Consider the following 13,953-nt stretch of genomic DNA (forward strand, 5'->3'; position numbering starts at 1 on the left):
GGTTTACTTGGCGGGCGCAACCTTGCGCCCGGCCATGTGCTGTAAGTACCCCACCAGTTTCTGCAGATCCGCGTCCGGTAACACCTCGGCGGAAAACCCCGGCATCTTCGCCTGTGGCCACTGGCGCAGACTCTGTGGATCGCGGATGTAGCGCTTGAGGAAGTCCGCGCCGAAGTATTCGGTCGGGTTGTATGGAATATTCAGGTCCGGCCCGAATTGCGCATCGCCCGCACCATTGAGGCGATGGCAGGCCAGGCAGTTCTTCTGGAATAGCGCGAAACCTTGATTCACCGGATCATCGGCCTTCAGCGCAGGATCCGGCAGCAGGGCAGGGAAGCGCTCGGCCACTGGCGCCATGCGCTTGATGCTCGCGACTTCAAATGGCCATTGTTCCGGACTGATATTGCCGGCCTGCGGATCGGTCCACACCAGATAGAACGGCCCGGCGCTGTGCTTGCCCTCCGACAGCGGCGGCCAGGGCTGTGCCGGATCTTCGATGGCCAGCCAGGCGCGCGAACCCTTGTTGTTCAGTAGCGGCGCGGCGGACAGCTCAGCGGCAAAACCGTCCAGCGCTACGGCTTGCAGGTGATCGTCCGGTTTGATGCCGGGCAGCAGCGCGGCCATCGGCACGGCGCGATAAGTCATGTCCTTCTTGTAGGACACATCATTCTTGATCGTGAGGGTTTGTACCTGAGGATGCTTGAGCAATTCCTCGGTCTGCCAGATGCGGTTGTTCTCGCCCAGCTCCAAATTCAACTGTGCGGCAGACAGGGGCAAGCTCAGCAGCATGGCCCCGAACATAATGAGCGTTTTCAAGTGATCGCCGTCCATGTCGTGGAAGTGCGCAGAGATTGGCACAGCCACGCTGGCCCGGGTAGCGGGCCAGTCACATTTTCAGTGGCGATGAACTATACCTGCCGCTTGAATCAGCCGATGACCTTGGTCAGATTCGGCAGAATCAACAACAGCGTCGTGGCGAAAAGAATGAGCCCTGCTTGACGAACTTTCGGTTGTTTGAACATGGCTAGACCGCCTTTTTTGTTATTTCCTGATGCTTGCCTGCATGTCCATGATGGCAAGCGCTGCACTTCCTGTTGAAGAACGCCTGCCTCGGCAAAACCCGACGACAAAGACGTACATGTTCACCTTAGGGCCCGCGTCACGCTTGGCTTAGATCCATTTCATATGTATTTGCTACCAGTCGCGATTAAAAAGGCATGAGGCCCATTGCCAGCTTCTTTGCCGCCCTTTTGCTAGACAGCTCGGTGACCTGAACCGGTTAACCTGGCCGGTAATGACCGTCCGTCTGAGCGTGCGCGTCAACGTCATTGAGCGCTGTGGTCATTGAATCCGTGACCGTCCCGGCCAAGAGTGGAGGCACGAAATTCACTCACCGCACAGGTTCGAGAACGCCATGACCCAAGCTTTGATTTTCGACGCGTTACGCACGCCCCGTGGCAAGGGCAAGGCCGACGGTTCGCTGCACAGCGTCAAACCGGTGAACCTGGTGGCCGGGCTCTTGACCGCTTTGCAGGTTCGTACCGAACTGGACACCAGCCAAGTCGATGACGTCGTGCTCGGTTGTGTCACGCCGATTGGCGATCAGGGCTCGGACATCGCCAAGACCGCGGTGCAGGTGGCCGATTGGGATGTCAGCGTCGCGGGCGTGCAGATCAACCGCTTCTGCGCCTCGGGGCTGGAAGCGGTGAACCTGGGGGCGATGAAAGTGCGCTCCGGGTTCGAAGACCTGGTGGTGGTCGGCGGTGTCGAATCCATGTCCCGCGTGCTGATGGGTAGCGACGGTGGCGCTTGGGCGCTGGATCCGCAAACCAATTTGCACAGCCATTTCACACCGCAAGGCGTCGGCGCGGATCTGATCGCCACACTTGAAGGTTTCAGCCGTCAAGACGTCGATGCCTATGCGCTGCATTCGCAACAGAAGGCCGCCCGGGCCCGGGCCGACGGTTCGTTCAACAAATCGTTGGTGCCGGTGCAGGACCAGAACGGCATCATCCTGCTCGATCACGATGAATTCATTCGTGCCGAGTCGACCCTTGAAGGCCTGGGCAAGCTCAAGCCGAGCTTCGAGATGATCGGCCAGATGGGCTTCGACGCCACGGCGCTGCGGGTCTACAGCCATGTCGAGCGCATCAATCATGTGCACACGCCCGGTAACAGTTCGGGGATCGTTGATGGCGCGGCGCTGATGTTGATCGGCTCCGAAGCCAAGGGGCGCGAGTTGGGCCTGCAACCCCGGGCGCGAATCGTAGCCACGGCGGTCACCAGTACCGACCCGACCATCATGCTCACCGGCCCCGCGCCGGCCACTCGCAAGGCGTTGGCCAAGGCCGGGCTGCGGGTGGAGGACATCGACCTGTTCGAGGTCAACGAGGCGTTCGCCTCGGTGGTGCTGAAATTCATCAAAGACATGGCCGTCGACCCGGACAAGGTCAACGTCAATGGCGGCTCGATCGCCATGGGCCACCCGCTGGGCGCCACCGGTTGCGCGATCCTCGGCACCTTGCTCGATGAACTGGAAGCCCGGCGCCTGCGCTACGGCCTCGCGACGCTGTGCGTTGGCGGTGGCATGGGCATCGCCACCATCATCGAACGCCTCTGACCCCAAGGAAAACTGTCATGACCCAAGCCATTCGTTACGAAAAAGGCCAGGACGGCATCGTTCTCCTGACCATCGACATGCCGGGCCAGAGCGCCAACACCATGAACGCGGTGTACCGCGAGGCCATGGCCGACAGCGTCGCCCGATTGCAGGCGGAAAAAGATGACATCGTCGGGGTGGTCATCACCTCGGCCAAGAAAACCTTCTTCGCCGGCGGCGACCTGAATGAACTGATCAAGGTCGGCAAGCCCGAAGCCAAGGCTTTCTACGACATGGTGCTGACTCTCAAGGGTCAGTTGCGCACCCTGGAAACCCTCGGCAAACCGGTGGTCGCGGCGATCAACGGCGCGGCGCTCGGCGGAGGCTGGGAAATCTGCCTGGCCTGCCACCACCGCGTGGCGCTGGACGATGCGTCGGTGCAACTCGGATTGCCGGAAGTGACCCTCGGGCTGCTGCCGGGCGGCGGCGGAGTGGTGCGGATGGTGCGCATGCTCGGTATTGAAAAGGCTCTGCCATATCTGCTCGAAGGCAAGAAGGTCCGTCCGCAACAGGCATTGCAGGCAGGTTTGATCGATGAGCTGGCGGCGGATCGCGATGAATTGCTGGCCAAGGCCCGGGCCTGGATTTTGGCCAACCCTGCGGCGGTGCAGCGTTGGGATGTGAAGGGCTATCAGATTCCCGGCGGTACGCCGTCGAACCCGAAAGTCGCGCAGATGCTGGCGATTGCGCCGTCGATCCTGCGCAGCAAAACCCAGGGCACGCTGCCGGCGCCGGAGAAGATTCTGTGCGCCGCGGTGGAAGGCGCGCAGGTGGATTTCGACACCGCGCACCTGATCGAGACCCGTTACTTCACTGAACTGACCACGGGCCAGATCTCGAAGAACCTGATCGGCACCTTCTGGTTCCAGCTCAATGAAATCAATGCCGGCGGTTCGCGTCCGCAGGGTTTTGCACCTTATGTGACGAAGCGTGTGGGCGTCCTCGGCGCGGGCATGATGGGCGCCGGCATCGCCTATGTCAGCGCCTCGGCTGGAATCGATGTGGTGCTCAAGGACATCAATCTTGCCGCCGCCGAAAAGGGCAAGGCGCATTCGGCGGCACTGCTGGACAAGAAAGTCGCTCGCGGGCAAATGTCTGCACAGCAGCGTGAAGCGGTGCTGGCGCGCATCCAGACGACTGAACGCGATGCCGATCTGGCGGGTTGCGATTTGATCATTGAGGCGGTGTTCGAGGATCGTCAGCTCAAGGCCAAAGTCTCGGCAGCGGCGCAGCAAGTGGTCGGTGCCGACGCGGTGATTGCCTCCAATACTTCGACCTTGCCCATCACCGGCCTGGCGGCTGCGGTGCCGGATCAGAGCAAGTTCATCGGCCTGCACTTCTTCAGTCCGGTGGAAAAAATGCCGTTGGTAGAAATCATCAAAGGCGCGCAAACCAGCGACGAAACCCTCGCGCGCGGGTTCGATTTCGTCCTGCAAATCAAGAAAACGCCGATTGTGGTCAACGACAGTCGTGGCTTCTTCACCTCGCGGGTGTTCGGCACTTTCACCAACGAAGGCATCGCGATGCTGGGTGAGGGCGTCAGCGCCCCGATGATCGAGACCGAAGCACGCAAGGCCGGCATGCCCATCGGGCCTCTGGCGATCTCTGACGAAGTTTCCCTCAGCCTGATGAGCCATATCCGTCAGCAAACGGCCAAAGACCTGCAAGCGGAAGGGAAACCGCTGATTGAGCACCCGGCGTTCGCCGTGATTGACTTGTTGCTCAACGAATACAAGCGGCCGGGCAAGGCAGCGGGAGGCGGTTTTTACGATTACCCGGCGGGAGGTCAGAAGCATCTGTGGCCCGAACTGAAAACCCGTTTCGAAAAAGCCGACGGGCAGATTTCGCCGAAGGATGTGCGTGATCGGTTGCTGTTCGTGCAGGCCATCGAAACCGTGCGCTGTGTGGAGGAGGGAGTACTGACGTCGACGGCGGACGCCAACGTCGGCTCGATCTTCGGCATCGGCTTCGCGGCATGGACGGGCGGCGCGTTGCAGTTCATCAATCAATATGGCGTGAAGGACTTTGTCGCGCGGGCGCAGTACCTGGCTGAGCAATACGGCGAACGTTTCGCGCCGCCAGCCTTGTTGCTGGAAAAGGCAGCGAAAGGCGAGTTGTTCTAACGGGTTGGGGACGCATTTCGGGGCTTGCCTTGCCGGGTGGTTTCAAGGCAGGCTCTGGGGTGTGCATTATTCCCATCACGTGTCAGGTATTTTTTATGTCGCTACGCATCTGCATTCTGGAAACCGACATCCTGCGTCCGGAACTGGTCGATCAATATCAGGGTTACGGGCAGATGTTCCAGCGCTTGTTCTCGCAACAACCGATCGCCGCCGAGTTCACGGTGTACAACGTGATGCAGGGCGACTATCCGAGTGATGACCTGACGTTCGATGCGTATCTGGTCACGGGCAGCAAAGCCGACTCGTTCGGTACCGACCCGTGGATCCAGACCCTCAAGCAGTACCTGCTGACCCGTTATAAGCGTGGCGACAAACTGCTCGGTGTGTGCTTTGGCCATCAACTGCTGGCGCTGCTGCTGGGCGGCAAGAGCGAGCGCGCGATCCAGGGTTGGGGCGTCGGTACCCACAACTACAAACTCGCGGCCAAGGCGCCGTGGATGAGCCCGGTGCGTGAAGAGCTGACCCTGTTGATCAGCCACCAGGATCAGGTCACGGCGCTGCCGGAGAACGCCACGGTGATTGCTTCCAGCGATTTCTGCCCGTTCGCCGCGTATCACATCAACGATCAGGTGCTTTGCTTCCAGGGGCATCCGGAATTCATTCACGATTATTCGCGGGCGCTGCTGGATTTGCGTCAGGAAGCGTTGGGCGAACAGATCTACAGCAAGGGCGTGGCCAGCCTTGAGAACGATCACCACGGCACCACGGTGGCGGAATGGATGATGCGTTTCGTGGCGCACAAGCCAGACGCGGCTTGAATCCGTAAGCCCCCCGCATCCTGCACGGGGGCTTTTTTCCTTACAGCCAGCCTGATTTCTTGAAGCTCGCCCACAGCCCCACGCAACCCACGGTGATAAAGCCCAGCACGGCGAAATAGCCGTAATGCCAGCTCAGCTCCGGCATGTTCTGGAAGTTCATCCCGTAGATCCCGGCGACCGCTGTCGGGAACGCCAGAATCGCCGCCCAAGCCGCAAACTTGCGCTGCACCACGCTTTGCCGTGACGCTTCCAGCAGTACACCGATCTCGATGGTCTGGCTCGCAATGTCGGCCAGCGTGGTCAGGTCTTCCATCTGCCGCGTGACATGGATCTGCACATCGCGGAAGTAAGGGCGCATGTTCTTGTCGATGAAGGGGAAGCTCAGCTTCTGCAATTCTTCGCCGATTTCCACCATCGGCGCCGCGTATCGACGCAAGCGCAGCACGTCACGGCGCAGGCCATGAAGCTTCTGGATGTCGTGCTCATTCAGCGCGCTGCACAACACGTTGCGCTCCAGTTCATCGATCTCGGCGTGGATCGCTTCACCTACCGGCTGATAGTTTTCGATGACGAAATCCAGCAGCGCATACAGTACGAAATCTTCCCCGTGTTCCAGCAACAGCGGCCGCGCCTCACAGCGCTGACGGACATGCGCGTAGGACGCCGAATGGCCATTGCGCGCAGTGATGATGTAGCCCTTGCCGGCGAAGATATGAGTTTCGATGAACTGCAAAATCCCGTGCTGGCGCACGGGAGAGTAAGTGACGATAAACAGGGCGTCGCCGAAGGTTTCCAGTTTCGGACGACTGTGTTTTTCCAGGGCGTCCTCGATGGCCAGTTCATGCAGGTTGAACTGGCGTTGCAGGTTGGCCAGCTCCTGGGCGTTCGGCTCTTCGAGGCCGATCCAGACAAAGTGCCCGGTCTTGGCGGCCCAGGCGGCGCCTTCATCGAGGGAAATATTGGTGACTTTCTTACCGGCGCTGTAAACCGCAGCAGCAACAACTCGACCCATGGTGGTGGTTCACTTCTTCTTGGCAGATGGCAGGGGAGGCATGGCTTCAGCTTAGCCGTGTCGCTGCTTGAGAGTCAGTGAAATCTGCACAGTTCACCGGGCAAAAGAAAACCCGCGCAAGGCGGGTTTTCTTCATGCAGCTTGAAGCTGCCGATCCATCGCATTGATGCATTCGCGCATCTGCTCGCGGCACTGGCTGATGAGCATGGGCATGTCGTCCATGGTCAGGCCGGCGGTAGGAATTGCCGGCAGCGAGCGTATGAGAATTTTCCCGCTGCGCCAGCGGTTCAGGCGCATGTGCTTGATGTAGCTGCTGACGCAGACTGGAACGATCGGCACACCGGCGGCGATGGCCATCTGGAACGCACCTTTTTTAAACGGCAACAGTTCTTCACCCAGGTTGCGCGTGCCTTCCGGGAAAACCCAGATCGAGGTGTCTTTGTGCTGCAAGGTATCAGTGGTCGTCAGCATCGACTGACGCGCCTTGTGCGCGTTCCCGCGATCGATCAACACATTTCCCGCCAGCCAGAACAACTGGCCAAACAGCGGCACCCATTTCAGGCTTTTTTTGCCGATGCACACGGTACGTCGCGGCACCACGTTGCCGAACACGAACAGGTCATAGTTGGACTGGTGGTTGGCGATGATCACGCAGCTGTCGGGCTTGTTCATCAGCTGACCGACGTCGGCCTTCACTCGCAGGCGCAGAATGCACATCGCCGGCAGGGCATAGAGACGGGCGCACAGACGACTGTTGTCCGGATTGAATGGCCGGCAAAGCCCGAGAATCACCCCGAGCACACCCGCCAGCATAAAGTGCAGGCCCATCAATAACATACGAAACACGAACAGCATTTTCAGGCCCACCGGGACAAAAGGTGGCGCAGTGTACGGATGTGCACTGTTTTCGGCAATTGCCGCTATAGAGTCAGGAGATGGGCGATGTTTAAGCGCATGTTTCCGACTTGTCGGTCAGAGGCGTTCTAGAGCTGCCGCAGAGATTTAAACCTTGCGCGCAAGAAAAAGCCCGACACGACGGTCGGGCTTTTCTGTATCGCAGAGAACAGGATTCAGCCCAGGTGTTCCTGATCCTGAATGATCGCGTTATCCAGGGTTTCCAGCAGCGCCTTGCGTACTTTGAGCTTGGTGTTCTTGTGTGCGGTCATGTTGATCTTCTTCAACTGACGCGCGGCGGCGAGGGCGGCACCTTGCAGTTCTTCGGCAGAAACCACCTTGTCGAGGAAACCGGCATCCACAGCGCTTTGCGGATCGAACATCTCGCCGTTGATCACCGAACGGTGGAAGGCCGAGCGACGCAGGCGATCACGGGCCAGCTCGATGCCGGCGTGGTGCATGGTCATGCCGATCTGCACTTCGTTCAGACCAATGCTGAACGGGCCATCGACACCGATCCGGTAATCGGCAGACAACAGAATGAACGCACCTTTGGCCACGGCATGACCCGGGCAGGCCACGATCACCGGGAACGGGTGCGACAGCAAACGACGGGCGAGGGTCGAACCGGCGGTTACCAGGGACACGGCTTCTTTGGGGCCGGCGGTCATCACTTTCAAATCGTAGCCGCCCGAGAGAATGCCCGGCTGGCCGGTAATGATCACGATTGCACGATCTGCCACCGCCTGATCCAGCGCCGCGTTGAAGGCCGCGATCACGTCCGGGGAAATGGCGTTGACCTTGCCGTTGCTCAGGGTCAGGGTCGCGATACCGTCTTCGAGGTGGTAGGCAATCAGGTCGCTCATGGCGCAATTCCTTATAAGAAAGATGGGCAGACGTTACCCACCGCCGCCGGTCAGGTAAAGCACTGTGACTGACCCGCCGGTCACCCTCGAGCGGCTGATCCACCGCAACATGCCCCACGACAAACGCCTGCATGCCTATATAGAAGGGCCGCGCCCACCCAAGATTGGCCGGATCGCCAGGGTCCATCGACAGCGGAAACGACTTTTTCTCTTAACCGCATGAAAATTCTGAAAAAAAGTTTGCCATCAGAAAAGCTTTCGACTACATTAGCGCGCCTCGACAGACAGAACATGTTTGAAGAGATACGGTGAAGTGTCCGAGTGGCTTAAGGAGCACGCCTGGAAAGTGTGTATACAGGAAACTGTATCGAGAGTTCGAATCTCTCCTTCACCGCCAAATTAAGCATAGAAAACCCCTGATTTTGAAAAAAAATCGGGGGTTTTTTTTTGCGTGCACGTCATGAAATGAGCTCGTTGGCCGATGAATATCCCAAGCGTGACGTAGTGAACATTTCGCTTCGTCGGCATTTATTGAGTTTTTTTTAACTGAACAGTTAAAATTCCGTGCGGTGGCTCTCCGCTTCCTGTAGATGTTTCTGAGCCGAGTAAGTAGCTTGAGGTGTAACAAGTTGGATAAATTGTTTGCAGTTGTCGCTACAACCGGATATTTGCTTCTCGTTGATTTGCACTCCAGAAAAGTTACGCCCATTGAGAGCGACCGCCCTGAATATTATGGTGTGACGTGGTTCCCAGAAGGCAAAGACCTCGTTTTATCTCATTCGGGGCTGGATAATCTGAAGCTTGTCGATATTCAGACTTATGCAAACTCTGAAGTTGGTTTTCTTTCCCGAGGTTCTTTTCACTCAGAACCTTTCCTGTCCCAGCCCCACCAGATTCTTTGCGCTTCCGACGGACGTATTATTTGTACCAACACCGGAAGAAACGCCATCTCGGTAGTCGACCTGGAAAAACCGGGGCACTTTCAGGAGAAACGACTGACCAGCGTGCGCTGGGATCGACTGTCATTGCAGGAGATCACGGGTGATCACCTCAATTCAGTATTCGAGAAAGACGGACATCTCTATGTCATCGCCCATGGACACCACAACGGTTCGTTGCTCGCAGTCCTGACTTATCCTGAGCTGGAGCTGGTCAGTCTTGACCCTATCGATCAGCGCACAGGGCTGCATAACGTATGGGTGTCGGACGAAGGTCAAAAAATCGCCTGTCACAGCTCCATCGGTTCGCTGGTCGATCTGGATACCAACGATGTCATCTGGCACGCCGGCAGCTCGATATATGCCCGAGGACTTGCGGTGTCGTCCGACGTGGTGTTGGTTGGCGAAAGTCAAATGACAGGACGCGAATCCCGCCGCAGTTCAATGAGTGGATTGTGGGTGTTGGAGCGTGATACCTACAAGCCGCTGGACTATCTGTGCCTGGGCCCTTATGGGGCGGTAAATGAGGTCAGATTGTTGAATGCCAGGGATTTTGCACACCATGGTCATGTGTTTGCAGGCACCCCGGAACTACTCGAAAAAGATCTGTTCCGACGCAACGCCGAAGAGCGCTTGGCGAATTTTCATATCAGTTATAAAAATCAAAAGGCCTGGGTGGCATGGGAAAGTGTTTTTGGTTCCCACAAACAATTGGAAACAGGCGAAAAAATTGCGGCGCCCGATAGCTTGTGTCTGTTGAAACAGCGTGAGGTTTCAGACGGTCCTGAGCGCAGCATGTCGTTCGGTTATTCGATTGATCCCGCGCTGCCGGACTCTCATGTAGCAGCCGTCGTTTATCAAGGCACCGGTGATGACACCGATATGAATGCCTTGGTGATTCAGCCTCATAAAGCCGATGGAGCGAGGTTGGTGATGTGGACGCATGACGGGACTCAATGGGCTCCGGAGGCGGATATCTCGGTGACGGGTCTACCGTTCAGTGGAGACCTGAACGTTGTGGCGAGCGAGCGTGGTCTTGAGCTTTATTTGAACAAGGAACTGTTGATCAGCGTGGACCCGAGCAAGTTGCCATACCTGAATGGTTCACTGGGCGTGCGCTGGATTGGTTCTACCATCAATCGTTTTTCTGAATAACGACGATCTTGAAGCTTGAGCTCAGACTCCACTCGAGATGAGGTATTGGCGTGACTAAAATAACAAAAGATTCCAGTGGAAATCTGTCGTTGCAAACGCCGCAGGTAACGGCGGCAGACCGTAACCGGCTTTTTTCGCAGAAACCTTACACCCTTTGGTTTACCGGATTGAGTGGTGCCGGCAAGTCGACATTGGCTTTCTCCATGGAGAAGCTGTTGGTCGACAGTGGAAGGCATGCTTTTGTACTGGACGGGGATAATGTCCGCCACGGGCTTTGTAAAGGACTGGGGTTTTCGCCCGAGGATCGTTCGGAAAATATTCGTCGTATCGCTGAAGTTGCTCGATTGATGAACGAGGCGGGGGTGATTGTCCTCGTTGCCTGCATTTCTCCTTGTCGGTTGCAGAGAGAGCAGGCCAAAGTGATCATCGGCGAAGAAAATTTTATCGAAGTCTATTTAAATACCCCTTTAAATGTATGTGAAAGCCTGGATCCAAAAGGTTTGTATCGTAAAGCCCGGGCGGGACTAATACCCGAGTTTACAGGGATCAGTGCAGCGTATGAAGAACCTATCGCTCCTTCATTGGTTCTTGATGCCAGTCAGAAGTCTATTGCAGAGTGTTTGCAAGAGGTTGTGAACAAGGCTGAAAGCTGGGGGCTGGATAGCTCGGGTAGCCCTATCTGAACTATCAGGGAAAGTGCAAAATTGTACATTTGAATGGGCGGCCCCACTGGGTCGCCCATTTTCATATTAGGGCAATGATGTAGGGGTGGCTTACCATTGTCGACCTCACTTTCTGCCAAGGCTTGTTTTTATGATTGTTACAACAACTTCAGGTGTCGAAGGTCGGCAAATTACGGCGTATATCGATATTGTCAGCGCTGAGTCGGTACAGGGCGTGAATGTTATTCGCGATATGTTTGCCGGCATGCGGGACTTTTTCGGTGGGCGTTCGCAGACCCTGGAGCGCGCGTTGAAAGAGGCTCGTATTCAGGCGACTGATGAGATCAAGGAGCGAGCACGTGCCTTGCAGGCGGACGCGTTGGTTGGGGTGGATTTCGAGATCAGCATGCCAGCGGGGAAGGGCGGCATGGTTGTGGTGTTTGCGACTGGCACGGCGGTCAAGCTGCGCTGAGTATTGGTTTGCTGCGTGTGAGCCCATTCAAAGGAATGGGCTCTTTACCATCGATCAGCCCTGCGGTTTGAGCAGGATGGTGCCTTTCGAGTCGTAGGTCAGCGGGGTGTCGATCGCGACGAGTGGAGTGCCAGTGGACTGGCCAGGCTGAACCGAGTCTGGATAGTAGATGGCGCCAGGTTTGCCAGGCTGTACTGGACTTGGTCCGTCCAGCGGCTTGATGACGATTTCACCCGAGGCGACCTTCTCCTTGAATTTTTCCGCCGCGGCTTTAGCGGCGGCGATCTGCTCGTCCGTGAGCTTTACAACAGGCATCGGTGGGAATCCTTTGATTTCCATGTTCTCTCCTTGAGATTCATTGCGTAGGAAAAAGGGCAACGGCCTGTGGTTGGCAATCTTTAGCTCCGTAGGACCAGCGGTGTGAACATTGTGTTTAATTTCTGTAGGCCATTCGTCGGGCTTCGGGCCATCTGAATCACAAGTCCAGGAATGACCGGCTAGTCTCAAAAGCCTTGGAGGTCGATATTTTTTCAGGCAAAAGGGTCTTGCCGGTATCGGTCCGCTTTTGAAAGGGGTGAAGAGATGACTGATCCGTACATCGAAGACGACGGGGCTGAATTTCCATTCAACAATTGCGTGCGCTGCGGCCAGACTGAGTATCAGGCGGGCTTTGGCGAAGATCCGGTGCAGACCGGCAAGATCAAGTCGACAGCACCCAAGGGGCCGAAAGCGAAATTTCTGCCCAAGGTGACGACACGTTCCAGGAAGTAATCCGGATGCCACAGAACCCCGCCATTGAGCGGGGTTTTTGATTGCTGATTTTCTGGAGAAGCGTCCTACGAAAATTGCGGAATCGTCCGGTTTCTTTCACAAACTTTTCACACCGGTCTACGTAGGGTGAAGGCATCCGTTAGAAAGCAAGTCTCCAGCCCGTCTCCCCAGCGGGCTTTTTTTTTGCCTCCGATAAAACCTTTTCCAAAATCGCTGTCCAATCGGCGCCAAGTGCGCTGTGGCACTGGACATTGCCGCGGCAACAGCATTCAATCTGCGCCCTTTTTCTTCCTTCTTTTGAGGTTTTCGTCATGCGTTTAACTCTGCCTGCTCTGGTTCTGGGGCTTCTGGTCGCTCAAGGTGCAATGGCCGGTGATGGTACCGCCGCACTGGGTGGTGGCTTGGGTGGCGCGCTGGGTAATGTGGTCGGCCAGAAAATGGGCGGCAGCAGCGGCGCGGCCATCGGCGCTGGCCTGGCTGGCGCGGCTGGCGGTGCTTTGGCAGCGAAGAAAGGTGCCCGTACCAAAGCGGCCATTGGCGGCGGTGTTGGCGCGGCAGGCGGTTCGATCATCGGCAACAGCCTGGGTGGCAAGAACGGCGCGACCATCGGCGCCGGCCTGGGCGGCGCAGCGGGCGGCGCGGTGGGTAGCAACCTGTCGAAGGGTCACAAGCGTCACTGATTGCGAATGCATGTCTGAAAAGGCCCGGCTATATGTCGGGCCTTTTCGTTGCTGAACGTTTTTCCAGAATTCGCCTCCAATTCCGTATAGCCCCTTCCGGGCGTACCGTCCCGATCCGGGATCTGCGAGGTCTGTATGCGATCGACATTAACTGCGTTGGTTTTAGGATTGCTTGTGGCGCAAGGCGCCATGGCTGCCGGCGATGGTTCCGCGGCGGTCGGCGGTGGTCTGGGTGGTGTGCTGGGTAACGTGGTCGGCGGACAACTCGGCGGCAGCACCGGCGCCGCAGTGGGAGCGGGCGTTGGTGGCGCGGCTGGCAGTGCCGTCGGAGCTAACAAGCGCAATCGTACGGAGGCCGCGATTGGCGGCGGTCTTGGCGCGGCGGGTGGTTCAGTGCTGGGCAACAGCCTCGGTGGGTCTACCGGCTCGGCTGTCGGTGCCGGGCTCGGCGGCGCGGCAGGTGGTGCAGTGGGCAACAGCCTGGGAGGCGATGGTGGAAAATCGCATTCCGGTGGCGGCCACAAGCACAAACACAAATATCGTCACCGCTGAGCAAGCGGAATGACTGAAACCCGGCCTTGTGCCGGGTTTTTTGTGTTCCGGCGTAATGCGCCGGAACGTTTAGCGGCCATACTTTTCGAACGTCTACACGTTGAGCTTCCGAGGTGCACCATGACTCCCGAAACCGAAGGCAAGGAAGAAAAAGGCCCGAGCGGGTTGCCGTTTATCAATGATCCGGGGAATGAAGATCCGGGGTCGTTGATGGATGATGCGACGGTTCCGCTTTGGGAGGGTGAGGGGGAGGAGCTTGAGTATGAGGATTTTGATGATGATGAGTGATGGGCACTTGTTTCGTTGAATATTGGAAATTCTATGTAGAGAGTTAAGGGAGTGAGCTGCGGT

General features: G+C 57.4%; 15 protein-coding genes and 1 tRNA gene. 11 read left to right on the top strand and 5 right to left on the bottom strand.

Going from position 1 to position 13,953, the window contains the following annotated elements:
• Positions 1-3: 3 nt before the first annotated feature.
• The gene (locus CAF87_RS17465; RefSeq protein WP_085732361.1) at positions 4-831 is read right to left on the bottom strand and encodes a cytochrome c; all 828 of its coding nucleotides are present in this window, start codon (positions 829-831) and stop codon (positions 4-6) included.
• 583 nt (positions 832-1,414) lie between these two features.
• On the opposite strand from CAF87_RS17465, the gene CAF87_RS17470 reads away from it, so the two are divergent.
• The 3 genes from CAF87_RS17470 to CAF87_RS17480 all read left to right on the top strand — a co-directional run bounded on the left by CAF87_RS17470 (position 1,415) and on the right by CAF87_RS17480 (position 5,600).
• Complete coding sequence (locus CAF87_RS17470; RefSeq protein WP_085732362.1) at positions 1,415-2,620, top strand: acetyl-CoA C-acetyltransferase; 1,206 nt, start codon at positions 1,415-1,417, stop codon at positions 2,618-2,620.
• Between the two features lie 17 nt (positions 2,621-2,637).
• On the top strand, positions 2,638-4,782 hold the full coding sequence (locus tag CAF87_RS17475; protein ID WP_085732363.1) for a 3-hydroxyacyl-CoA dehydrogenase NAD-binding domain-containing protein: 2,145 nt from the start codon (positions 2,638-2,640) through the stop codon (positions 4,780-4,782).
• A gap of 95 nt (positions 4,783-4,877) precedes the next feature.
• On the top strand, positions 4,878-5,600 hold the full coding sequence (locus CAF87_RS17480) for an amidotransferase (RefSeq protein ID WP_085732364.1): 723 nt from the start codon (positions 4,878-4,880) through the stop codon (positions 5,598-5,600).
• A 40-nt stretch (positions 5,601-5,640) separates the two neighbouring features.
• On the opposite strand, the gene CAF87_RS17485 is transcribed toward CAF87_RS17480, so the two are convergent.
• The 3 genes from CAF87_RS17485 to CAF87_RS17495 form a co-directional block, all read right to left on the bottom strand.
• On the bottom strand, positions 5,641-6,612 hold the full coding sequence (locus CAF87_RS17485) for a magnesium and cobalt transport protein CorA (RefSeq protein WP_085732365.1): 972 nt from the start codon (positions 6,610-6,612) through the stop codon (positions 5,641-5,643).
• A gap of 132 nt (positions 6,613-6,744) precedes the next feature.
• Positions 6,745-7,467, bottom strand: a complete 723-nt coding sequence (locus CAF87_RS17490; RefSeq protein WP_085732366.1) for a 1-acylglycerol-3-phosphate O-acyltransferase — start codon at positions 7,465-7,467, stop codon at positions 6,745-6,747.
• Between the two features lie 215 nt (positions 7,468-7,682).
• The gene (locus tag CAF87_RS17495) at positions 7,683-8,372 is read right to left on the bottom strand and encodes a crotonase/enoyl-CoA hydratase family protein (RefSeq protein WP_085732367.1); all 690 of its coding nucleotides are present in this window, start codon (positions 8,370-8,372) and stop codon (positions 7,683-7,685) included.
• Between the two features lie 307 nt (positions 8,373-8,679).
• Between CAF87_RS17495 and CAF87_RS17500 the strand changes: the two genes are divergently transcribed.
• The 4 genes from CAF87_RS17500 to CAF87_RS17515 all read left to right on the top strand — a co-directional run bounded on the left by CAF87_RS17500 (position 8,680) and on the right by CAF87_RS17515 (position 11,599).
• Positions 8,680-8,769, top strand: a tRNA-Ser gene (locus CAF87_RS17500).
• Positions 8,770-9,001: 232 nt separating this feature from the next.
• Complete coding sequence (locus tag CAF87_RS17505) at positions 9,002-10,465, top strand: hypothetical protein (protein WP_139831734.1); 1,464 nt, start codon at positions 9,002-9,004, stop codon at positions 10,463-10,465.
• 59 nt (positions 10,466-10,524) lie between these two features.
• Positions 10,525-11,148, top strand: a complete 624-nt coding sequence (gene cysC / locus CAF87_RS17510; protein WP_085732534.1) for an adenylyl-sulfate kinase — start codon at positions 10,525-10,527, stop codon at positions 11,146-11,148.
• Between the two features lie 130 nt (positions 11,149-11,278).
• A complete protein-coding gene (locus CAF87_RS17515) occupies positions 11,279-11,599 on the top strand; it encodes a YbjQ family protein (protein ID WP_085732369.1) in 321 nt (106 codons plus the stop codon).
• A 54-nt stretch (positions 11,600-11,653) separates the two neighbouring features.
• Here CAF87_RS17515 and CAF87_RS17520 read toward each other — a convergent pair whose 3' ends face one another.
• Complete coding sequence (locus CAF87_RS17520) at positions 11,654-11,938, bottom strand: hypothetical protein (RefSeq protein ID WP_085732370.1); 285 nt, start codon at positions 11,936-11,938, stop codon at positions 11,654-11,656.
• A 243-nt stretch (positions 11,939-12,181) separates the two neighbouring features.
• On the opposite strand from CAF87_RS17520, the gene CAF87_RS17525 reads away from it, so the two are divergent.
• From CAF87_RS17525 to CAF87_RS29325, 4 genes are all read left to right on the top strand, one after another.
• Positions 12,182-12,370, top strand: a complete 189-nt coding sequence (locus tag CAF87_RS17525) for a hypothetical protein (RefSeq protein WP_085701198.1) — start codon at positions 12,182-12,184, stop codon at positions 12,368-12,370.
• Between the two features lie 311 nt (positions 12,371-12,681).
• Complete coding sequence (locus tag CAF87_RS17530) at positions 12,682-13,050, top strand: bacteriocin (RefSeq protein ID WP_085710666.1); 369 nt, start codon at positions 12,682-12,684, stop codon at positions 13,048-13,050.
• A 135-nt stretch (positions 13,051-13,185) separates the two neighbouring features.
• Entirely contained in the window at positions 13,186-13,602 is a 417-nt protein-coding gene (locus CAF87_RS17535) for a hypothetical protein (protein WP_085732371.1), read from the top strand.
• 120 nt (positions 13,603-13,722) lie between these two features.
• The gene (locus CAF87_RS29325) at positions 13,723-13,890 is read left to right on the top strand and encodes a hypothetical protein (RefSeq protein ID WP_167443766.1); all 168 of its coding nucleotides are present in this window, start codon (positions 13,723-13,725) and stop codon (positions 13,888-13,890) included.
• Positions 13,891-13,953 lie beyond the last annotated feature (63 nt).

Origin of the sequence: Pseudomonas sp. R38(2017) (genome assembly GCF_002112395.1) — a bacterium.
Taxonomy (GTDB): Bacteria; Pseudomonadota; Gammaproteobacteria; order Pseudomonadales; family Pseudomonadaceae; genus Aquipseudomonas.